Origin of the sequence: Stenotrophomonas maltophilia group sp. Smal17 (genome assembly GCF_030237045.1) — a bacterium.
In the GTDB taxonomy this organism is placed as follows: domain Bacteria; phylum Pseudomonadota; class Gammaproteobacteria; order Xanthomonadales; family Xanthomonadaceae; genus Stenotrophomonas; species Stenotrophomonas forensis.
On sequence record NZ_JASJSU010000001.1, the window covers coordinates 39,842 to 60,211 of the forward strand.

Sequence of the window (20,370 nt, forward strand, 5' to 3'; positions counted from 1 at the left end):
CGGATGGAACAACCACGATGCGTTGCTTGCTTCGTTGCGCCTTCGCTCTCGGCCTGCTGCTGCCGTCGACATCGTTGCTGGCCGCACCAGCGACTGCACCACGCGCGCTCAGTGGCGAACTGCAGGGAGCGCCGTGGCGCCTGGACGTGCCGGCCAGCTGGAACGGCGACCTGGTGATGCTGGCGCATGGCTATGAGCCGGTGGGCGTGCCGCGCACCACCCCGATGGCCGCCAACGACAGCACCGCAACACTGCTGGCCGCCGGTTACGCCGTCGCGCAGAGCGCGTATTCCAGCCAGGGCTGGGCAGTGGCCAATGCGATCACCGACATGGAGCGCCTGCGCCAGCACGCGCTGGACGAACTCAAGCGCGTGCGCCACACCTGGCTGCTCGGGTTCTCGATGGGCGGCGCGGTGGCCATCGCCAGCCTCGAGCGATATCCGCAGCACTACGCCGGGGGCGCCTCGCTGTGCGGCGCCAACCTCAGTGGTGAGCAGATCGCCGCCGACCTGCTGACCACACTGGTCGCGTTCGATTACTTCTTCCCCGAAGCAGAAGGCCTGCCAGCTGCTGGGCTCGCCTCGGCGGAAGCGGCCGTGCTGCCACAGGCAACCCTGTATCAAGGCATTGCCAATGCGCTGCAGCGGAACCCGGAACATGCCGCCGTGCTGGCCAGGCAGTTGCAGGTCTCTACGGATGCGCTGGCCGGTACGATCAGCCTGCACGCACTGGTCCTGCACGAACTGGCCACGCGCAGTGGCGGCATGCCGGTGGGCAACAGGGGCGTGGTCTACCGCGGCTTCGGTGACGATACGGCGTTCAATGCCGGTGTGCAGCGTGTCGACGCCGTGCCTGCCGCGCAGGCCGATGTCCGCGCGACGCTGGCACTGAGCGGCGCCTTGAAGCGACCGCTGGTGATCCAGTTCAACCACAACGATCCCACCATCGTGCCGCGCATGCAGGCGGTGTATCCGCAGCTGGCCGCGCGCGCCGGCGCACGGCCCTTGCCACGGGTGTTGCCTGCGGCGGGCGAAGGGCATTGCGGCTTCTCTGAAGCCGAGGTGGTCGAGGCGTTGAAGGCTGCACAGCGGTGAAAACAATGCGTGTCGCGGTGCGTCAAGGCCGCGCTGGAAGGACTGCTATGGTAGCCCCGCCCATTGATGGGCAGACAAAGGACTGACGTGATGATCAAGACGACCTTGAAGACCGTGATGTTCCTTGGCATGGCCGTGACCGGCCTGGCCTTCGCCGCTGACTCTTGCGACTTCTGCACGCTGAAATACGAGCAGTGCCTGCGGGCGACACATGGACCGTTGGGCAAGACTTCCGAACAATGCGACGCCGAGTACCGCCTGTGCCGTGAAATGGATTGCCCTTCTCCCTGACCGGCATCCGGCCGGCTCCTGCGGGGGCCGGCTCCGCCCGCTGCGGTGCCGAACGCTTACGATGCAGAGACCGGTGGAGTTCCTGCCGCCGCCCTTCCCTGCTGAAGCAACGCACCCGATGGCCTTCTTCAAACGACTGAGCGAAACCCGCTACCTGCCGACCGAACATACCGGCGGCGCCTGGAACATCCGCGAGCAGCACATCGCGCCGGCGATCGGCCTGCTCGCCCACCACCTGGAGCGTGATGCCGCGGCGCGGGGCCATGGCTTCCTGATCGCGCGCCTGTCCTACGACATCCTCGGCACCATTCCGATCGAAGCGATGGAGGCCGACGTACAGGTGCTGCGAAGCGGCCGCACCATCGAACTGGTCGAGGCCACGCTGCGGCATGACGATCGCCCGGCTCTGCGCGCGCGCGCCTGGTTGATGCGCCCGAATGACACCGAGGCCATCGCCGGCACGCCGATTCCAGGCATAACTCCACCGGAGTCGATGCCGGCATGGGACCCGGGCACGGTCTGGCCCGGTGGCTTCATCCAGAGCATCGAGATCCGTCGCCACGATCAGGGGCCCGGCCGCGCAACCTACTGGGCGCGCGCAACGCAGCCGCTGCTGGATAGCGAGACGGTCAGCCCATTGGCCCGCGCCGCGACGCTGTTCGACCTGTCCAACGGCATGGCGGTACGTGCCGATCCGAAGGAGGTGGCCTTCCCGAACCTGGATCTCACCGCTCACCTGTTCGGCGTGCCCGAAGGCGAGTGGCTGGGCTTCGACACGTCGGTGTCGTTCGGCCGCCAGGGCATCGGCCTGACCAGCACCGTGCTGCATGATGCACGCGGCCCGATCGGAACACTCGGCCAGGCGCTGACGGTGCGCCCGTAAATGCAATGGGCGGCGTCAGCCGCCCAGCGTACCCATGGTGAAGGTGTAACCCGAACTCATCAGGAACTCGCGCATGCGCATTTCCGCGCGGCGCGGCGAGGCCAGATTGGCCGGTGCGTACAGCGCGTAGACCACGCCCGCACCTTCGATGGCCTCGCGACGCACCCCGCAGTGCCGGGTCTCCGAAGCGATCACCCACCCATCCTTCAACCGGTCGGGCCCGATCGACTGGCCGTTCATCAGCCGGAACGTCAGCCAGCGTACATCCGCAGCGGATTTGCTCATCGCCGGCATTCCGGCGGCGTATTGCGGTCCATCATGTCCTTGCTCGCCATTGCAGCTCCCTAAGACTTGGAACCTGACCATAGCGCCTCCCCATGTCGCGGTCGGATGAGACTGGCTGGTACAGCTCAGGTTGCCAGGCCGAACCGCTTCCACAGCGCCTCGCGCCCCGTCGGTGTCAGCCGAAGTTCGCGCCGACCTTCAACGCGCCGCAGCCAGTCATTCTTCACGAAGCTGTCCAGCATCGCCTCACCGACCAGGCCGGCCAGATGCGGGCGCCGCTCCGTGCAATCCAGGCAGCCCCGGCAATAGCGTGCGGGCTTGCCGGTCGCGGGGCGCTGCAACACCTCGGCCAGCGGCTGGCCGAGTTGCGCCAGGAATACGGCGCCCTCTGCACTCACCCCCCAATGGTCCTCGAACGCAAGCAGGTGCCCGGCCTGCAGCAGGCGTTCGGTAATGGCCACGGCATGTACACCGGCCAGGTGCCGGTAGCACGAGCGTGCCTTGCGCAACGCCGGCATGCTGCGCGACGCAGCAGCGGTGCAGGATGGCGTGCGGTCGGCAACCCGCAGGATACCTTCCAGCATGTCCGCGACCTCGGTGGACGCCAGCCGATGGTAGCGATGGCGGCCCTGCGGGATGGCGACCAGCAGATCGCCTTCGATCAGGCGACGCAGATGCGTGCTCGCCGTCTGCGGCGTCACCCCGGCCACACGTGCCAGTTCCATCGCGGTGTAGGCGCGGCCATCCATCAGCTGCAGCAGCATCGCGGCGCGCGCCTGGTCACCGACCAGGGCGCCGACACTGACAAGGGAACCGGAGGTGTGGACCATGCCGGCATTGTGGCATGCAAGGCCCGGCTGACAGTTCGATGCAGGCCGAAGCATTGCCGGCCCACCTCGGCGCACAGTCATCGCCCCGCTCTTCCGAGAACCGCAGTGACGAATCCTTCGATCCCGCGCCGGCGCATCACCCCTTCGGTCCTGTACCCGGGCACGCCGGTACTGCTGATGACCACGCTCAATCCAGACGGCAGCAGCAACATCAGCCCGCTCTCTTCGTTCTGGGCACTGGGCAACCGGGTCGTGCTGGGGCTCGGCACGCAGGGCCAGGGCTATCGCAACCTGCAGTTGCGCAACGAGTGCGTGTTGAACTTCCCGTGCCACACCCAGGCCGCGCAGGTGGAAGCCATCGCACGCGCGACCGGGCGCGACCCGGTGCCCGATGCCAAGCAGGCGATGGGCTATGTGCATATCCGCGACAAGTTCGCGCTGGGCGGATTCAGCGCCGTGCCGTCCGCTCAGGTGGCACCTGCGACCATTGCCGAATGCCCGCTGCAGGTGGAAGTCGCGATGATGGCAATGCAGCCCCCAAGCGATGACGATGGGCAGGGCTTCGTGATTGCCGAGGGGCGGATCCGTTGCGTGCATGCCCATGAGGACATCATCCAGGCCGGCACGCAGCACATTGACGTGGCGCGCTGGAAACCGTTGATCTATCTGTTCCGCCACTACCTGGGCGTCGGCGAACCCGTCGCGCGCAACTTCCGGGCGCAGACGCCGGAGCGGGCTCCGGCGTAGCGGGCGGATCAGCGCGTGGTCGCGGGCGTGTTGCTGAACGTGTCGCGCACCGAGCGCTCCCGTTCGCGGCGGGTCGCAGCGCACTGCTCGCGTGCGTTCGACATCTGGGTGTCCGCGGCAACCCGCTCCGCACTCATCGACTGCTGCAGGCTGGCGATCTGTGCACGAATGCCTGAATCCTGGGTGGCACCAGCGAGGTTGGTGCCGGCCGTAGCCAGTTGCCGGTTCAGTTCAGCGATCTGGCGGCCCACCTGTTGGCTGCGTGACTCCAACGGGCCGTAGATGCGGGAGCGCTCGCCCTGCACGCAGTTGCGCTCGGCGATACCGGCGTCCGCCAGCGCGGTGTTCTGGTACACGGCGGCGCGGTTCGACGCCTCCCCCGCAGATTCGGTCGAGGGACGGGTGGACCGCAGCTTCATCGGCTCAGCACCGGCCGCGCACGGATTCTGGCTGTACACCGTTTCCCCGGATGCGCCCTTGCATTTGTAGACCTGGGCCGACGCCAGCGGCGCGCTACCCGCCATCAGGGCTACCGCAAGCAGAATTCCCTTCATCCCTCACCTCTCCCTGGTTCGCAATGGATCACCAACGCACGATACGGCGGATCGGGGATGCCTGCACGTGCCGCCGGGCTGTCCTGGCATTTCGCAGGCCCCCTCGGCCGTCAGGCCAGTGCAATCCAGTACGACACCATGTCCACGTAGCGGCCATCGCGCTTCACCGCTCGCGGCTCGGTGCCGGATTCGATGAATCCCAGCGACGCGTACAGTCCGCGCGCGGCAGCGTTGTCTGCCAGCACCGTGAGGGTGAGCGACTCGATGTCCTCCGCGCGTGCGGCGGCAAATGCCCCAAGGAACAGCTGCCGGGCGATTCCGTGCCCACGATGCCCTGCGCTCACGTGGACGCTGTGAATTTCCGCCGTGTGCCGCCGTGACAAACGTACGGGCCGCACATAGCGCAGGAAGCCAACCAGCTGTGCCTGGTCAAAGGCGCCGAAGTAACGGGTATGGGCGTCATCGAGTTGAGTCCGCATCACCTGTGCGGTCTCACCGCTGGCCTCGGCCAGCGTGGAAAGGAACGCAGCGGGTGATTCACGCAGCGCCTGCAGGCGGGCCGCCCACAGCGTGTCCGCGTCGTCGTGTTGCAGTGGCCGGATCAACATCCCTGGTTCCTGCAGGCGTTCATGCGCAGTGGTCAGCCTAGCAGTCCAGTCCCAGCGACGTACATGAAGTTTGGCAGGGCCACGCCGCAGGTGCGCTACGCAGAAATAAAAAAGCCCTGACCGGAGTCAGGGCTTTTCAATTGGAGGCCTCAAGCGGAATCGAACCGCTGTAAACGGATTTGCAATCCGGTGCATAGCCACTCTGCCATGAGGCCAACGTACTGCGCGCCAGGAACGAAGCCCCTGACAAGACAAAACCCCAAGATGGGGCCTGTCGGAACATGGAGCGGGAAACGAGACTCGAACTCGCGACCTCAACCTTGGCAAGGTTGCGCTCTACCAACTGAGCTATTCCCGCGTAAGCCGACATGGTACCGGAAATCCGGGACACACACCAGCGATTTCACTTTTCTGACTGCGCGCAAAGCCTTGTGGCCCAACGTGCCCCGCCTTGCCGTGGCGGCAGAAAAACAAGGCCCCTACCGGGGCCCTGTAGAATCTGGAGCGGGAAACGAGACTCGAACTCGCGACCTCAACCTTGGCAAGGTTGCGCTCTACCAACTGAGCTATTCCCGCAGATTCTTCGACCTGCGTCGAAGGAGCGCTATTGTGTCCAAATTCCTTCACGTCGTCAACAGTCTTCACACGATGCGGTCACGGGCGTCCGCGCTGGGGTACGCTGCCCCGCCCAGTTGCCTTCGGCCATGTTCCTTCGCGGCAAGCCCCTGTTGATCGCCCTGCTGCTGCACCTGCTGGTGGCGCTGCTGTACTGGGCGCTGATTCCGCTGGGGATGAACACCTATCGCGACCATTTCGGATTCACCTCCCATCGCGACATCGGCCTGGGCATCGCCCAGTTCCACCTGTTCTGGATGTTCCTTGCCGCCCAGCCATTGATCGCAGCCCTGCGGCCACTGTTCGCGAAGCTGCTGGTACTGGCGATCCCGCTGGCGTTCGCGACCTGGACGCTGATGCACAACCACCCGCTGCGCCTGTTGTACTTCACCATCGGGCCCGGCCTGCTGGCGCTGGGCGCCATCGCGGTGAGCCTACGTTATTCGTCGCTCGGAACCTCACGCCCCACCACGGACATCGCCGATGCCTAGACGCTACGTCCGCCTGTTCTGGCTGCTGGTCTCGCTCACCTGGCTGGCGCTGATCGCCGCGCTGGTCAATGCCGGCTTCACCCCTGACTACTGGCTGCTGCATCGCCTCGAAGGCGTCGAGCCGCGCTACCCCACCAGCAGCGTCATCGTGTTCGCGCTGCTCGGAACGGTGGAGCTGGTGGTGACCGCACTCATCGTGCGGCCCTGGAAACTGAAGCGGCTGTGGCTGCGCCTGCTGATCGCCTTCGCCCTGCTGCTGGCGTGGTCGGTACCGTGGATGCTGTCGGCCATGCACCAGCCACCCGTGCACGGCATGCATCTGCTGTGGTTGCTGCTGCTGGACGTGGGGCTGCTGCTGGCACTGTGCGGGGTATCAGCAGTGAGTGCCTGGCGGGCGCTCAGGCACCGCGCGGGAGACGGCCCGGCCCCGCTGCAACGCTAGGGTTACTTCCGGAACTCCACCCGCACATGCTGGCCGAAGCGCGCCTTGGCCGCGCCGTCGAACTCCAGCACGCACTCCACCACCTTGGCCACGCCGCGCCCTGCGTCTTCGGGCAGGCGTGCCTGCGCGAACACGGGGCTGATGCGCACCACGCGTGCGGACGGCAGCGTGCTGGTGTTCTCGGCACCATCACTGTCCGGCACTACGGTGGCCTTCATGCCCACCTGCACCGCGTCGGCATAGGCGGCGCTCAGTTCTGCACGCACCTGCAGCGGGCGCGCCGGCAGCAGCGAGATCGCGGGCTTGCCAGCCTGCACGAAGGCGCCCAGCCCCGGCACCTGTCCGACCACGGTGCCGGCTTCGGGCGCGCTCAGCGACATCTGCTGCAGTTTCAGTCTGGCGTGTTCCAGCTTGTGCTGGGCCATGTCGACCTGCGCGCCGGCCACGTCGACGTCGGCACGCACGCCGGCCAGCTGCTGCTTGGCCGCGTCGGCCTGCTGGTTGGACGACACGCCTTCGCTGGCGCCGGTGGACAGGCGGGTGGCGTTGCGCTCCAGTTCGCGCAGCTGCGCCTGGCTGCCCTTCAGACGGTCATTGGCCAGGGCGAGATCGGCGGTGGCCATCGCCACCTCCTGCTGCAGCAGGGCACCATCCAGCGACAGCAGCAACTGTCCCTTCTTCACCGTGGCGCCCTCCTTCACCGGTGCGGCGGTGATCGAGCCATCCACCGGCGGCGCCAACGCGATCAGGCCACCCTCGACGTCGATGATGCCGCGTGCCACCGCGACCTTGCCGGCGGTGGCCGTGCTTGCCTTACCTGCAGGTGCCTGGGCGGGCGCGTCTTTGGAACAGGCGCCAAGCAGCAATGCCGCGGACAGGGCCAGGCTGAGGGGAAGCAGGTGCGACGTCTTGGTCATGGGGCGGACTCTACAGTTTCGTTCTGGCGGCGGTCATCACGGACCATGCCGTCTTCCATGGCGATCACCCGATCGGCATGCCGGATCAAGCGCGGATCGTGGCTCACGCACAGCACGGTGGCGCCATGCGCACGTGCGTAGCGATGCAGAATGTCGATCACGCGCTGGCCGTTCTCGGCGTCCAGCGCGCTGGTGGGTTCATCGGCGAAGATCAGCGTCGGTGATTTGGCGAAGGCGCGGGCGACGGCAACGCGCTGCTTCTCGCCGCCGGACAGCTGCGCCGGGCGCATATGGCTGCGATGGCTCAAGCCGACTTCTTCCAGCGCCCTGCGCGCCAGCGGCTCGCTTTCGCGATTGCTCATGCCACGGTAGCCCAGCGGCAGCTGCACCTGCTCAAGCGCGGTCAGCGCCGGGAACAGGTTGAAGCCCTGGAACACAAAGCCGACATGGTGCAGGCGGAAACGCTCCACCTCGCTGCGGCTCATGTGACCCACATCCTGGCCCAGCGCATGCACGCGGCCACCATCGGGTGAAGACAGGCCGGACAGCAGCGACAACAGCGTGCTCTTGCCGCAGCCGGACGGGCCCGACACCAGGGTCAGCTCGCCGGGGTAGATGTCCAGCGACAGACCGCGCAGCACCGGTACCTGCACATCGCCGGACATGAAGCCCTTTTCCAGTGCGTCTGCCTGCAGGGTCGGGGCGACGGCGGGTGTGGAAGTCATCGGCCGGCCCTCAACGCAGCAGCAACGATGGATCGGAGCGGACCACGCTGCGGACCGCCATGATGCTGGACAGCATGGCCATCACCGCGACCAGCGCCACGCAGCCGATGATGACCATCGGCGTCAGCTGCACCGGCACGCGCTGGGTCTGCGCGATCAACAGCACGACGGTGCTGAACGCCGCCGCCAGCAACATGCCGACCCCACCGATCAGCAGCGCCTGCTCGAACACGACCCGCGCCAGCGCGTAGCGGCCGGCGCCAAGCGCATTGAGCGTGGCGTATTCGCGCACCGAGCCGGCCACCACCGAAGCAAACGACTGGTTGGTGATCACCGCGCCGACGAAGCAGACGATGACCGCCATGAACAACACCGCGATGCCGGCGCCGGTATCGAACAGCCAGTACTGCTGCGAGCGGCTGGCAAACTCGGGCGCCGTCCAGAACTCGACCGGCGTGGCCTGGCCCATCGACGCGGCCAGACGATCGCGCACGCGGTCGGCCAGCTCCGGCGAACGCAGGCCCGCCACGAAATAGGTACTGCCTTCATGCGGGTCGGTACCGGCAATGGCACGCGCGGTATCCAGCGACGCCAGCACGTTGACGCCGCCAAGGCCGCGCAGCCCCGGCTGTGCGGCAACCACGCGCACCGCCTTGCCGTTGATCCAGGCACGGTTGTCCTGCAGGTCCACGCCCAGCGTATCCAGATCGGCACTGTCGACGATCACCGCGCCCGGCTCGCGCAGCTGCGCGCGCAGGTCGGCCGGCAAGATGCGCGCGAACATCATCGCGTCATCCTGGGTGGAGATACCGGACAGGTAGACCGACACGTTACCGGTACCCTGCGCGCTGGAGCGCCATTCGCCATCGACCCATTCGTAGGGTTCGACGCGGGTGACATCCGGGTCCATGCGCAGGTGGCTTTCCACATCCGCGCTGATTGCATGGCCGTAGTTGACGCTCTGGGTGCCCGGGAAACCGGCCCATATGTCGGCGGAGGATGCCTTCACATAGATCGCGGCGGTACCGAAGATGCCCAGCACCAGCGCCGCCTGCACGATCAGCAGCACGCCGGCGAAGCACATCGCCAGCACCACCGGCAGGAACCGGCGCCACTCATAGGCCAGGGTTTTCCTCGCCAGCGCGATCATTGCGGTTCGCCCTCGCCCTCGACGGGCAGCGGCGCGCCGCCAAGTGCGCGATACAGGGAGGCGAATGCCAGCACGCGCGCGCCCTGTGCACCGATCAGATCGGCCTGCGAAGACAACGCAGCGCGCTGGGTGTCGAGGCCATCGAATTCGCTGGACAGGCCCAACTGCACCTGCCGCGCCTGGCGCTTGACCTGCTGGCCGGCGGCATCATTGGCCGCACGCAGCGACTGGATGCTGCTGTCCTGGCGTGCCAGGCTGCCCAGTGCGCCTTCCACTTCGCTCACCCCTTCCAGCACCGCCTTGCGGTAGCCGAGCAGCGCGGCATCCAGCTGTTTCTCATCGGCATGGAACCGCGCGCGGCGCTGGCCCCAATCCCACAGCGGAATATCGATGTACGGGCCGATGGAGGGACTGGAATCGGAATTGGAGCGGGCGTTCTGGGTGAGGTTGTAGGCGTACAGGATCGAACCGCCGAGGCTGACCCGCGGATACATCGCGGCACGCGCGGAACCCTTGCTTGCCGCAGCCTGCATCACTTCCGATTCGGCCAGCAGGATCTGCGGACGGTGACGCAGCAGGTCGGCCGGCACCTGCTGCAGCGAGAATGCGCCCAGCTTCGGCGGCGTGCGATACGCACGCCAGGCCGGGTCCGGGCCATCGCGGCCCAGCAGCAGGGCCAATGCACGGGCGGCATTGTCCGCATTCTCGCTGGCCTGCGCCGTGGCCGCGCGGGTGGCTGCCTGGCGAGCCCGCAGCCGATCAAGTTCGCCCGGCTCATCCAGGCGCAGGCGCTGGCGAACCAGCGCCAACTGCTCGCCGCGATCATCCACCGCCTGCTGCCGGGCCAGCAGGTCCTGCTGGGCCTGCGCCACGGTCAGATCCAGGTAGCTGCGCACCACGTCGGCGATCACCGCAACCTGCGCAGCACTGCGCAGCGCCTCGGCATTGCCGGCCGAAGCCTGCGCGCTCAACTGCGCACTCTCGGCGGCACCGAACAGGCCCAGGTCCCAGATCGCTTCAATGCCCGCATGGAAATAGGTATCGACGGCGGCGGCGTCCTGCACCTGCTTGGCGCTGGCCGAGATCTCCGGCAGGAAGCGTGAGTCCGACGTGCCGGCGACGATCCGCACCGCCTGCAGGCGCAGCGTGGCCTGCTGCAGGTCGAGGTTGCCGGCAATGGCCTGGTCCACCAGGCCATCCAGCGCCGGGTCGGCCAGCACCTTCCACCATTGCCTGGCGTCCACCGCCACGCCCTGCCCCTGTGGCAGCTGGGTCCAGGCGCTGGGCGTGCGGCCGGGCAGGTCCGGCACCGGCACCGACATGCAACCTGCCAGGGCCAGGCTGGCCAGCAGTGCGCCGGGGCGCAGCACCGCCTGCAGGGAAGATCCGCGCCCGGTCCTGGGCACTGCCACTGGAGTGATACGCCTGACCACCAGCCCGCCAACGTGTAGAAGGAGCATGAAGGCTACCGTGCGATTGTGGAGCGAACATGGAGAATTGGTCCGAAAAACGTCACAACACGCGTGCGGTTCAGGCAACGCTGATGCTGGCCTTTCGCCAGCCTTTCAGCGCGCGCGACGCGCAGAACGCTGGTGCAGATTCCAAGCCATTGAGCCTTGCCGGAGCCCATCCCGCGGCTCACGCGTCCGGCCGTCCCCACGACCGATGCGACCCGCCATTCCGATTGCGACACTGATGTCGGAATCTCCCCACAGGCGCACTGATACCACGCCTTCCATGAAGATGCCGTGGCGCGGCTGTGGCGACTGCAGCAGCCAGCATCGCGACAAACGAAAAAACGCCCCCTTGCGGGAGCGTTTCTACTGAATCTGGAGCGGGAAACGAGTCATGCACTAGAGCGCTAAGTCTCTGTTTCCCAATCACTTTCTCCACTGTGGTGATCAGCGAAGAACTCAATTATAGCCTTGTTTTTCGCCCTCGGCAACAAAGTTCATCCAACCACTTCCACCAGCGTCCAAGGATGATCCATCCACCCGTCGTTACGCCTGATGCGTCCAGCTGCTGAGCGGGTTCGCTATCGAACTCCAACTTGCGACGATCATGACTTGCGCTCGCTCCGCAGGCAGCGCGGGGTGGTGTCGCGTGGACTACCTGGCACCTGGACGGCTGTAGGACACAACCGCCGGCATCGGAACACCGCAAGTACTCATCTTTACATCGCTGCGGCTAACTTCGCCGGAGCGCAACGCGGCGCCAGTGTAGTGGCAGCCAGCCTCAACGAAGGCGTGCAGCAATCCGGTTCATCTGCTCGATCTCCGCGCGCTGGCCATCGGAAATCGCTTGGCATAGGTTGACGAGTTCCGGATCTGAGAGCTGCGCCTCGCGGCACATGAGGATCGCTCCCGAATGGTGCGGGACCATAGACGCGATGAACTGTCGATCGCCGATTCCGGTTTGAGCACGGGTAGCGGCAAAAGAACCGAGTGTGAGAACGGCAAACAAGCCGTACAGCACGAGATTGAGCCGCCGGTTTGGAAACATGCCGGGCATTGTCGCTAGCATGAAGATGCCCATTGGCGCCCACATAGTGACCGCCATGTAGAGCATGTTGAGATTGTTTCTGAAGTCCCTGGCGCCGTCGATCATGCTGAACATTACGAAGTACATGACGACGAGGCCCAACACCATGTTCACCCAGAACTTGGCGTATGGTCGGCCGTGCTTACCCATCTGACCGGATGTGTGATGTTGATGTTCATGGGAATGTTCAGCCATCTCCGTCTCCTATGTGCTGGGGCAACCTGGCAGGGTCACTGGTACTGCGGCAGATACTTTGTCGATATATCAGCATGTGGAGCGATGCATCACTAACCGCTGATTTCCAGTCCCCAACTGGACGTAGGGGCGTCGAACGCTTCAACTCGCTGGTCTTGAACCGTCTGGATATCAGACCATACCAAATCGGTCTTGATGGGCTTTGCGCCACCTATGACGCTGGTACCGTGAGCGCCAATATCGAGCTTGCGTCCTCATCGCTCGATGGGCCGGCAACTGATCGATTCTTGCATATCAAGCAAGACAAGGCCACCTGCGGCGGACGCCAATGGCCTCCTCCGCCTTCGCTTAGGGCATCGCCTCAAGCGTCCGTCGCAGGCCATAACGACACAACAGCCCTTGGGCAAGAAAGGAGCCGGTGATGTAGCGCACCCGAAAGGAGACGAAGACATGCACAAGGACATTTCAACATCAAAGGTGTTCTATCGTCCCATCGAGGCGGCCATCCGATGGGCTGGGTTGCTGCGGTATCTCCCGATGATCCTGGCCACGATCGCGTCACCGCGTGTCCTGCCTCGGTCGCTGAACTGCCCTCGATGGAATGAGTGCCGGCTGCACTCGGAACGTATCTATGACGGCATCCTCAACGGAGAGCTGCCCTACGGCAAGAACGGGATCACGCTCAATGATCCGAACCTGCTCAATTCTCTGGATCTGACTGTTCGCCATGTCGATCTAAAACGCTGGATGCGCACCCACTATCCCGAGCACCGGCCAGGATTTCTGTTCAGCCGTGGCGAACGCATGGCGCATCCTTTCATCACCATGGAAACAGGACAGGCGATCCTCGTGGAGCGGCTGGCCCTTCAGGCCGCGCTTGAACAAGCCCGACGTGAGATGCGAGAACTGCAGGAGCAGCACGACACGCTACTCAAGCAATCCTCGGTGCTGTTGGCATCCAAGCAATGCGAGATCAGCGAACGGGCGGAAACGACCTATCTCAACATCATTGGAGGGATGTTGACGCTGATGCTGAGCCAGTCGCCTTCAGGCGTGCCCTATTCCAGCTTCAAAACGCAGGAGGCCCTTGTCTCTGCATTGGTCGCCCACTACGGCGGCACCATGGGCATCACTGAGCGCACCTTAAACGGAAAGTTCGCCAACGCTAAGAGGTACGTTCGTAGCGCAAGCGCATGAGGTTATCCAGCTTGTATGTGCAATCGCGGAGATTGCATTTGCAATGTCTTTCCGCAGCCAGGTCTATTGAATAGAGGTCACGCCAACAAACGCCACCGAGCGTTCAGGAGTGACCGCCATGTCGCAGACCCCTGTACTCCCGCCGAACGAGCGCCGCATCCTGCGGCTCGATGAAGTCGAAGCGAAGTCCGGCTTCAAACGCGCCCACATCTACAACCTGATGAAGAAGCGCCAGTTCCCTCAGGCGCTGCGCCTGGGCGTGCGCGCTGTCGGCTGGGATTCGATCGAAATCGACCAGTGGATCGCCGAGCGCCTCAACCACCGGACCTGACCCGCTCTCCCGCGGACTTCCCATTCCCAGCCGGAGAGCGCCATGCAGGTCGTGTCCATCATTTCAACGAAGGGCGGCGTCGGCAAGACCACGACGGCCGCCAACCTGGGCGGGCTCGCCGCGGACGCGGGCCTGCGCGTGCTGCTGCTCGATCTCGACGTGCAGCCCACCTTGTCCTCCTACTACGAACTGACCCAGCGCGCGCCGGGCGGCATCTATGAGCTGTTGGCCTTCAACGAGCGCGACCTTGGCCAGCTCGTGTCCCGCACGATCATCGCGGGCCTGGACCTGGTGCTGTCCGACGACCACCGGGGCGAGCTGAACACGTTGTTGCTGCATGCGCCGGATGGCCGCCTGCGGTTGCGGCATCTGCTGCCAGCACTTGCTCCCCTCTACGACCTGGTGCTGATCGACACCCAGGGCGCGCGTTCCGTGCTGCTGGAGATGGCGGTGCTCGCCTCCGATCTCGCGCTGTCGCCCGTCACGCCGGAGATCCTCGCGGCACGCGAGCTGCGGCGCGGCACCATGCAGTTGCTCGAAGACATTGCGCCGTACCGGCACCTGGGCATCGAACCGCCGCCGCTGCACTTGCTCATCAACCGCGTCCACCCGGTGTCCGCCAACGCACGGCTGATCCAGCAGGCCTTGCGCGACCTGTTCCAGGACAGCGCCGGCATCCGCGTGCTCGCCACCGACGTGCCGGCCATAGAAGCGTATCCACGTGCCGCAACGCGCGGCCTGCCGGTGCATCGGGTCGAGCACCGCCAGCCGCCCGGCAGAGTCGCCCCTGCCGCGCTCGACACGATGCGCGCGCTCGCCAGCGAGTTGTTCCCGCAATGGCAGGACCGACTGGCTCAAGTATCCGGCCGCCCGCAGCGACCTCTTGATCCTGGGAGGCCCCATGGCGAACGCACATGAGCTGGCCCGCGGCCACAAGCGGCTGCGCGCCCTGATCGAGTTCGCGGTCGGTGAGGGCTGGCACGTCAAGCGCACGCCGGGCGGGCACCTCAAGTTCACCAAGGCCGGCTGCGCGGCGATCTACACGAGTTCGACAGCGAGTGACCACCGGGCCGAATTGAACGCCCGTGCGCAGATCCGCCGCGCCGAGCGAGAGGCCCGCATGGCGCCGGCCGGCGGTCGTGGGGACTGCGAGGGGTGCGGCCATGGCTGACATGACCTCGCAGGACATGGCAGGCAAGCTGCTCGCGGCCGGCTTCGAGCGCAGCGGCCCAGCGGCTACGGCCTTGAGCGACCCGATCGCGGACACGCCCATGGTCGTGACGCTGGACCAGTTGCGGCCCTACGACCATGACCCGCGCATGAAGCGCAACCCGGCTTACGAGGAAATCAAGGCATCCATCCGCGAGCGCGGCCTGGACGCGGCGCCGGCCATCACGCGCAGGCCCGGCGAGGACCACTACATCATCCGCAACGGCGGCAACACGCGACTGGCGATCCTGCGCGAACTCTGGTCGGAGACCAAGGAAGAACGCTTCTTCCGCATATCGTGCCTGTTCCGACCATGGCCGGAGCGCGGTGAAATCGTCGCGCTGACCGGGCATCTTGCCGAGAACGAACTGCGCGGCGGCCTCACGTTCATCGAGCGCGCGCTCGGCGTCGAGAAAGCACGGGAGTTCTACGAGCAGGAGAGCGGCGCCGCCCTGAGCCAGTCGGAACTGGCCCGCCGCCTGGCGGCCGATGGCTTCCCCGTCCAGCGGTCGCACATCACCCGCATGGCCGACGCGGTGCGCTACCTGCTGCCCGCCATTCCCACTGTGCTCTATGGCGGCCTGGGGCGCCACCAGGTCGAGCGGCTGTCGGTCATGCGCACGGCCTGCAAACGCACCTGGGAGCACTACGCCAAGGACCGTTCGCTGCCGCTGGACTTCGACAGTTTCTTTCAGGAGGTGCTGGCGCAGTTCGACACGCAGGGCGACGAGTTCGCGCCGCAGCGCGTGCAAGACGAGCTGATCGGCCAGATGTCCGAGCTGCTGGGCATCGGCTACGACGTGCTGGCGCTGGACCTGACCGAATCGGAAAGCCGCCACCGGGCGCTGGTCAGTGACCCGACGCCACCTGCGGCGCAGCCGGCGTTGCCTTCGCCCACCGCCGGCACGCCGACTCCGCCGGGCGCAGCATCGTCCATCGCCACGCCTGCAGCGGCGGCCGGTCCTCCACCCGCCAGCCCTCCGGCGTCCGAGCCCACCTTGCGCCACGACGACACGGCGGTTGGCGAAGCGGCCACGGGAAGCCAGCCGGCCGCACCGGGCGATCTGCTTCGCGAGCACATCGTCTCGCCAGCACCGACGACAGAACGGCTCCAATCGATCCAGCGCATGGTCGCCGACCAGTTGGGCGATGCGCTGCCGCCCGACTTCTCGGCGAGCGTGCTGCAGTCCATCCCGGTGCAAGCCGGCGGACTCTATCCGATCTCCGACGTCTGGTACATCGACGCCGGCCTGGACACGCCCGATCGGCTGCGCATCCACATCGCGCAGTTCGCGCGCGAGATCGCCGGGGAGGCAGGCCTGGACGAGTGCATCGAGGATCGCGCCGATGGCATCGGGTTTGCGTGCCGCGCCCGCGGCCAAGCCCCGTCGCCGCTCGGCCGCGCGGTGCTGACGCTGCTCACTTCCCTGACGGGTCAGCCCGTCGCCGAAGCGGGCCTGGACGGCGCGCAGCTCGCCGCCGACCTGCCGACCCTGTTGCACGGCCAGAGCCAAGGCCATGGCAGCGGCGCAAGGCGCTTGAGCGACACGGCGTTGGTCAAGCTCTTTCGGCTGCTGCGCCTCGCCCGGCGTCTGCTGGACCTGGAAGCCGGCACCACGGCGCCCGGGACGTGAGCGAGGGAGGCCGCATGTCCACATCGCATCCGCTCAACCAGGCCGTGATTGCCCAGGCGCTGTATGACCTTCGCAACGGCCAACTGCGCCGCTGCAAGGCCATGGGCTTCGGCGAGGCCGAGCTGGATGCGCTCAAGCACCCCGCGCTGATCAGCGTGCTGGCCAACGCCAGCGTCTCGTGGTGCTCGGTCACGGTCAACCGCGAAGTGCTGCAGCGCCTGCTCAACCAGGCACAGGACGTGGAGAAGGAAATCGCCACGGTCGATCGCATGCTGCGGCTGGGGGCCAGCACGGAGATGGTCAGCCGCTTCTATGGCCTGACCCATCAGGAAGTCGCCCTGCGGCGGGAGATCCTCGGCCTGCCCAAGCGCAAGGGGCGCCACCCCGTCCTGGACGAGACCCAGGACACCGAACTGTGGCGGCAATGGAAAGCCGTGACCAGCAGCAGGAACGTCGATCTGGAGGACGAGACCTCGATTCTCGATGCGGCCATGGACCTGGCCGAGGGCATGTCGCTGCCGCTCTCGGTGGTCTGGGCCGCGATCAGGAACTGGGTCGATCAGGGATTGGGCTAGGCCATGGCCGTGGACGACACCGCCCCACGAGCCCAGCGCCCTGGCCCCATCGCACTCGCCGACCTGTTCGACGCTGCGCTGAAGGACCTCGCGCCCAAGTCCAGCTCTGGCGCTCCCGCGTCCCTGCCTGCTCCAACGCCCACGCCTCCTACGTCCGGCGACGCCTTCCTGTTCAGTGGCAATCGGCACGGGAGCGTGCCGCGGCGGCTGTTCCTCGACCGCCGCCTGACACCGCTGGAGCGCAACGCCTGGCAGGTGTTCCGATTGATGCTCAACGACGATGGCGTCACGGCATTTCCCACCTATGAGCAGTTGCGCCCCTGGCTGGCGTCGATGCCCTGCGCAGGCCAGGCCTCCCATGAGACCGTGGCGCGGGCGCTGACGCTGCTGCGCCTGACGCGCTGGCTGAGCCTCGTGCGACGACGGCGCGACCCCAAGACCGGTCGCATCCTCGGCAACCTCTACGTCCTGCACGACGAACCGCTGACGCCGTTCGAGGCGATGCAACTCGACGCCGACTACCTGGCCCTGGTCAGCCAGTCGCTGGGGCATTCGGCCAAGGCCGTCCAGGTGGTGGGACTCAACACCCTCCAGGAGATCGCGGACGACCCGATGCTGTCCGGACGCACCTTGCCGTCGCGGCTGCAAGTGCTCGCCGAGCGCCTGGCCGACCAGGGCATCACCGCCTCCGAAAGTTATCCACAGGAGGATGCGGTCCACGATTCCGAAGAAGGGCCCGCGAGCCTTCTTCGGAATGGCGATCGCCCATCTTCGGAATCCGAAGCAGGGCCGAAACCCGCGCCAGACGGCGCTCTTCGGAATTCGAAGCAGGACCGTACAGTACGTAGTAGTCGTATTGATGAAGTACGTACTACCGCGCAGGCGCGTGCGCTGGGCGACCTGCAATGGCCCAAGCGCTTCGCGGAACTGAAGGCGGAACAGCAGGCCGGAGCCAAGATGGCGTTGCAGCAGGTGGACGCTGCCCTGCGGCAGGCCGTGCTGGACGAATGGGCCGCACGGTGCGGCAAGCATGGCATCCGCAACCCCGCCGGTTATCTGTTCGGCATCATCCAGCGCGCCATGCGCGGCGAGTTCAATGCCTGGGCCAAGCAGACCGGCCCGGCACCGCCAACACCATCGGCGGCGCGAGCGCCACCAACCGAGCCGCCGCGCAACGTCGTGCCGCCCGAGGTGGCCCGGCAGCACATCGAGCGCCTGCGCGATCTGCTGCGCAAATCCTGAGCACAGGGCTTGTCAAAGCCGTGAAGTAGATCTCCATGGCGGTCGGCAGAAACGGTCCCCTGGGGACGGCTGTGCGGTGAAGCGCCGGGCGACGGCGCGACATGCTGCGCAAAACCTGAGTAGAGCGCATGCAAGACCATGAAGCAGACCTCCATGGCGCTCAACGGAACGGTCCCCTGGGGACGGCTGCGCGGCGAAGGATCGTGTCGAACGGCAGCGCGACGTGCGGTGCAGCACGCATACCGTCAACAACCGAGGACGGGAACGCCGATGTGAGTGCCCATCTGCGGAGCGGTCCCCAGGGGACCGTTGCGCGCTGCGCCGCCAGCGCGCACAGAACCGGGGGTCGGCTCATTTCGGTTTGTTGACTGACTGCCTTCCGCTGCATGCGGATGCTGGCGGCTCCCTGTCCACCAGCGAGCGATCACCATGGCAACCAGCAACGAACCATTGCAACTCAACCTCGGCTCCCTGCGCAGCGCGATGTCGCTGACGCTGCACACCCACCACGCCTCGCGCATCTGGCATGGCCGCGCCGCCGCCGAGGGGCGACCGGGCATCGTCGGCCTGAACGGCTACATCGCCGTCATGAACAAGATGAAGCGCGGCTCGGAGCAGGACGACCCATACAGCGACTGGTGGATGCTTCGCATCGAAGACAAGCTCGACCAGACCAGGACCACGCTGCAGACGCTGCGCGACCAGGTGGACCAGGCCCTGGCCGGCGTGCCCGCCGCGTTGACCCTGGGCGAGAACCTCAACGTGCAGCCCGTCAAGCTTCCGCTGTTCGTCAATGCGCAGTTGGGCTTTGCCGCCGTCTATCTCCTGGCCGACTACGACGACATCGCGCGCAAGCTGATCCTCGCCCACCACACCGCGCTGATCGATCGCTCGACGTTGGAGCGCTGGCTCAACGAAGGTGCCCACGCGCTGCGCAGCCTGTTCAGCCTGGCCCAGCAATACCGCTACTCGGGCTGCACCCGCGACGACTTCGCGGCCAAGAACGCCGCAGCTCGGGCAGCATTGGAGAAGTTCGGCGAACTGCCGCAGGACGTGCTCGAAGGCATGCGCCGCTCGAAGTTTGCGCCGCCCGTCGTGCGCCGTGGTCTGCAACAGCGTGGTGATAGCGCTGCCGCAGCCGCATCTCCCACCGACGAAGGCGCTGCCGCCGATTCGGCCGAGGCCAAGTCCACAGCCGCCGGCGAGGACGAACCGGCATGAGCGACCCGAACCGCGAACCGCGCTACTTCCGTCGTCTGGAACAGCCAGCCTTCATGCGGCTGGAACACGCGGCCTCTCTAAAAGGCCTTTTAAAGCCTTTTAAAGGTAAAGGGGACTTCGAGGCCTGGGCCAGCCAGTGCTTCGCCATGCGCGACGAGTTGATTGCCCTGGCGCAGCGACAGGTGCTGCCACAGGCGTGCGGGCATCCCTTCCACCTGCTTCCCGTCGAGCTGGCCCAGCAGACCACTGGCGCAGGCACGACCTTTCTTCGCTGGCGCAAGCACGATCGATCGGCCATGGGCGTGGCGTTGTGGCAGGAGCTGATGGCGAGCCCCAGCACGCCGGTCAACCTGCTGCACGACCTGCACGAGATCGAACTGCAGCGCGTCATGCTGAACATGCAGATCAGCCTGCTGCACACCCTGGGCAGGCAAGCACAGGAATGCGCCAGCAAGGCCGCGCAGGCGGACAACACCTACCTGCGCCGGCTCGCGTCCGTTCCTGCCGCAGTGCGCGATCGGTGATTGCGCCTGCCATCCGAGCACGCGCCCGAGCCCAACGAGGCACGGGTATTTCAACCACCACGGAGATTC

24 protein-coding genes and 3 tRNA genes are annotated in these 20,370 nt (G+C 66.2%); 15 read left to right on the plus strand and 12 right to left on the minus strand.

The window, feature by feature from the left end:
• The first annotated feature begins 17 nt into the window (after positions 1-17).
• The 3 genes from QRO93_RS00250 to QRO93_RS00260 all read left to right on the plus strand — a co-directional run bounded on the left by QRO93_RS00250 (position 18) and on the right by QRO93_RS00260 (position 2,268).
• Positions 18-1,094 carry a S9 family peptidase gene (locus QRO93_RS00250; RefSeq protein WP_180878738.1) on the plus strand — a complete coding sequence of 359 codons (1,077 nt, stop codon included), beginning with the start codon at positions 18-20 and terminating at the stop codon, positions 1,092-1,094.
• 90 nt (positions 1,095-1,184) lie between these two features.
• A complete protein-coding gene (locus tag QRO93_RS00255) occupies positions 1,185-1,385 on the plus strand; it encodes a hypothetical protein (protein WP_053451276.1) in 201 nt (66 codons plus the stop codon).
• 118 nt (positions 1,386-1,503) lie between these two features.
• Positions 1,504-2,268 carry a thioesterase family protein gene (locus QRO93_RS00260; protein WP_164240761.1) on the plus strand — a complete coding sequence of 255 codons (765 nt, stop codon included), beginning with the start codon at positions 1,504-1,506 and terminating at the stop codon, positions 2,266-2,268.
• A gap of 15 nt (positions 2,269-2,283) precedes the next feature.
• Here the strand turns inward: QRO93_RS00260 and QRO93_RS00265 are convergent, their stop codons facing one another.
• Positions 2,284-2,553 carry a hypothetical protein gene (locus tag QRO93_RS00265; RefSeq protein WP_180878739.1) on the minus strand — a complete coding sequence of 90 codons (270 nt, stop codon included), beginning with the start codon at positions 2,551-2,553 and terminating at the stop codon, positions 2,284-2,286.
• A 125-nt stretch (positions 2,554-2,678) separates the two neighbouring features.
• Positions 2,679-3,383, minus strand: coding sequence for a helix-turn-helix transcriptional regulator (locus QRO93_RS00270; protein ID WP_180878740.1), 705 nt, complete (start codon positions 3,381-3,383; stop codon positions 2,679-2,681).
• Positions 3,384-3,488: 105 nt separating this feature from the next.
• On the opposite strand from QRO93_RS00270, the gene QRO93_RS00275 reads away from it, so the two are divergent.
• Positions 3,489-4,130 (plus strand): flavin reductase family protein, encoded by a 642-nt coding sequence (locus tag QRO93_RS00275; protein WP_180878741.1) that lies wholly within the window; start codon positions 3,489-3,491, stop codon positions 4,128-4,130.
• Positions 4,131-4,138: 8 nt separating this feature from the next.
• Here the strand turns inward: QRO93_RS00275 and QRO93_RS00280 are convergent, their stop codons facing one another.
• The 5 genes from QRO93_RS00280 to QRO93_RS00300 form a co-directional block, all read right to left on the minus strand.
• Positions 4,139-4,684 (minus strand): DUF4124 domain-containing protein, encoded by a 546-nt coding sequence (locus QRO93_RS00280; protein WP_053449320.1) that lies wholly within the window; start codon positions 4,682-4,684, stop codon positions 4,139-4,141.
• Positions 4,685-4,794: 110 nt separating this feature from the next.
• Positions 4,795-5,292, minus strand: coding sequence for a GNAT family N-acetyltransferase (locus QRO93_RS00285; RefSeq protein WP_053449319.1), 498 nt, complete (start codon positions 5,290-5,292; stop codon positions 4,795-4,797).
• A gap of 141 nt (positions 5,293-5,433) precedes the next feature.
• Positions 5,434-5,507, minus strand: a tRNA-Cys gene (locus QRO93_RS00290).
• A 67-nt stretch (positions 5,508-5,574) separates the two neighbouring features.
• Positions 5,575-5,650: transfer RNA gene (locus tag QRO93_RS00295), tRNA-Gly, on the minus strand.
• A gap of 142 nt (positions 5,651-5,792) precedes the next feature.
• Positions 5,793-5,868, minus strand: a tRNA-Gly gene (locus QRO93_RS00300).
• Positions 5,869-5,996: 128 nt separating this feature from the next.
• Here QRO93_RS00300 and QRO93_RS00305 point away from each other — a divergent pair.
• Positions 5,997-6,398, plus strand: coding sequence for a hypothetical protein (locus tag QRO93_RS00305; protein WP_053512095.1), 402 nt, complete (start codon positions 5,997-5,999; stop codon positions 6,396-6,398).
• Positions 6,391-6,840: a hypothetical protein gene (locus tag QRO93_RS00310; RefSeq protein WP_180878742.1), complete on the plus strand. Its 450-nt coding sequence runs from the start codon at positions 6,391-6,393 to the stop codon at positions 6,838-6,840. Before QRO93_RS00305 ends, QRO93_RS00310 begins: the two co-directional genes overlap by 8 nt.
• Positions 6,841-6,842: 2 nt before the next feature.
• Here QRO93_RS00310 and QRO93_RS00315 read toward each other — a convergent pair whose 3' ends face one another.
• The 5 genes from QRO93_RS00315 to QRO93_RS00335 form a co-directional block, all read right to left on the minus strand.
• On the minus strand, positions 6,843-7,757 hold the full coding sequence (locus QRO93_RS00315; protein ID WP_180878743.1) for an HlyD family secretion protein: 915 nt from the start codon (positions 7,755-7,757) through the stop codon (positions 6,843-6,845).
• On the minus strand, positions 7,754-8,482 hold the full coding sequence (locus QRO93_RS00320; protein ID WP_053449314.1) for an ABC transporter ATP-binding protein: 729 nt from the start codon (positions 8,480-8,482) through the stop codon (positions 7,754-7,756). Before QRO93_RS00320 ends, QRO93_RS00315 begins: the two co-directional genes overlap by 4 nt.
• 10 nt (positions 8,483-8,492) lie before the next feature.
• Positions 8,493-9,632: an ABC transporter permease gene (locus tag QRO93_RS00325; protein ID WP_053512099.1), complete on the minus strand. Its 1,140-nt coding sequence runs from the start codon at positions 9,630-9,632 to the stop codon at positions 8,493-8,495.
• Positions 9,629-11,092 carry an efflux transporter outer membrane subunit gene (locus QRO93_RS00330; RefSeq protein ID WP_053449312.1) on the minus strand — a complete coding sequence of 488 codons (1,464 nt, stop codon included), beginning with the start codon at positions 11,090-11,092 and terminating at the stop codon, positions 9,629-9,631. Before QRO93_RS00330 ends, QRO93_RS00325 begins: the two co-directional genes overlap by 4 nt.
• A 775-nt stretch (positions 11,093-11,867) precedes the next feature.
• Positions 11,868-12,368: a DUF305 domain-containing protein gene (locus QRO93_RS00335; protein ID WP_003098996.1), complete on the minus strand. Its 501-nt coding sequence runs from the start codon at positions 12,366-12,368 to the stop codon at positions 11,868-11,870.
• A gap of 450 nt (positions 12,369-12,818) precedes the next feature.
• On the opposite strand from QRO93_RS00335, the gene QRO93_RS00340 reads away from it, so the two are divergent.
• The 9 genes from QRO93_RS00340 to QRO93_RS00380 all read left to right on the plus strand — a co-directional run bounded on the left by QRO93_RS00340 (position 12,819) and on the right by QRO93_RS00380 (position 20,301).
• Positions 12,819-13,565: a hypothetical protein gene (locus QRO93_RS00340; protein WP_003098991.1), complete on the plus strand. Its 747-nt coding sequence runs from the start codon at positions 12,819-12,821 to the stop codon at positions 13,563-13,565.
• A gap of 118 nt (positions 13,566-13,683) precedes the next feature.
• On the plus strand, positions 13,684-13,896 hold the full coding sequence (locus tag QRO93_RS00345) for an AlpA family transcriptional regulator (protein WP_003090093.1): 213 nt from the start codon (positions 13,684-13,686) through the stop codon (positions 13,894-13,896).
• Positions 13,897-13,938: 42 nt separating this feature from the next.
• On the plus strand, positions 13,939-14,814 hold the full coding sequence (locus QRO93_RS00350; RefSeq protein ID WP_003098988.1) for a ParA family protein: 876 nt from the start codon (positions 13,939-13,941) through the stop codon (positions 14,812-14,814).
• Positions 14,798-15,067 (plus strand): hypothetical protein, encoded by a 270-nt coding sequence (locus QRO93_RS00355; RefSeq protein WP_003050422.1) that lies wholly within the window; start codon positions 14,798-14,800, stop codon positions 15,065-15,067. The genes QRO93_RS00350 and QRO93_RS00355 overlap by 17 nt, the downstream gene beginning before the upstream one ends.
• The gene (locus QRO93_RS00360; protein WP_004350508.1) at positions 15,060-16,739 is read left to right on the plus strand and encodes a ParB family protein; all 1,680 of its coding nucleotides are present in this window, start codon (positions 15,060-15,062) and stop codon (positions 16,737-16,739) included. Before QRO93_RS00355 ends, QRO93_RS00360 begins: the two co-directional genes overlap by 8 nt.
• A gap of 14 nt (positions 16,740-16,753) precedes the next feature.
• Positions 16,754-17,314 (plus strand): DUF2857 domain-containing protein, encoded by a 561-nt coding sequence (locus QRO93_RS00365; RefSeq protein WP_003090097.1) that lies wholly within the window; start codon positions 16,754-16,756, stop codon positions 17,312-17,314.
• A 3-nt stretch (positions 17,315-17,317) separates the two neighbouring features.
• Entirely contained in the window at positions 17,318-18,556 is a 1,239-nt protein-coding gene (locus QRO93_RS00370; protein WP_008264646.1) for an STY4528 family pathogenicity island replication protein, read from the plus strand.
• A gap of 429 nt (positions 18,557-18,985) precedes the next feature.
• The gene (locus QRO93_RS00375) at positions 18,986-19,777 is read left to right on the plus strand and encodes a PFL_4669 family integrating conjugative element protein (protein ID WP_003098981.1); all 792 of its coding nucleotides are present in this window, start codon (positions 18,986-18,988) and stop codon (positions 19,775-19,777) included.
• Entirely contained in the window at positions 19,774-20,301 is a 528-nt protein-coding gene (locus tag QRO93_RS00380) for a DUF3158 family protein (RefSeq protein ID WP_003098978.1), read from the plus strand. Before QRO93_RS00375 ends, QRO93_RS00380 begins: the two co-directional genes overlap by 4 nt.
• Positions 20,302-20,370: the final 69 nt, after the last annotated feature.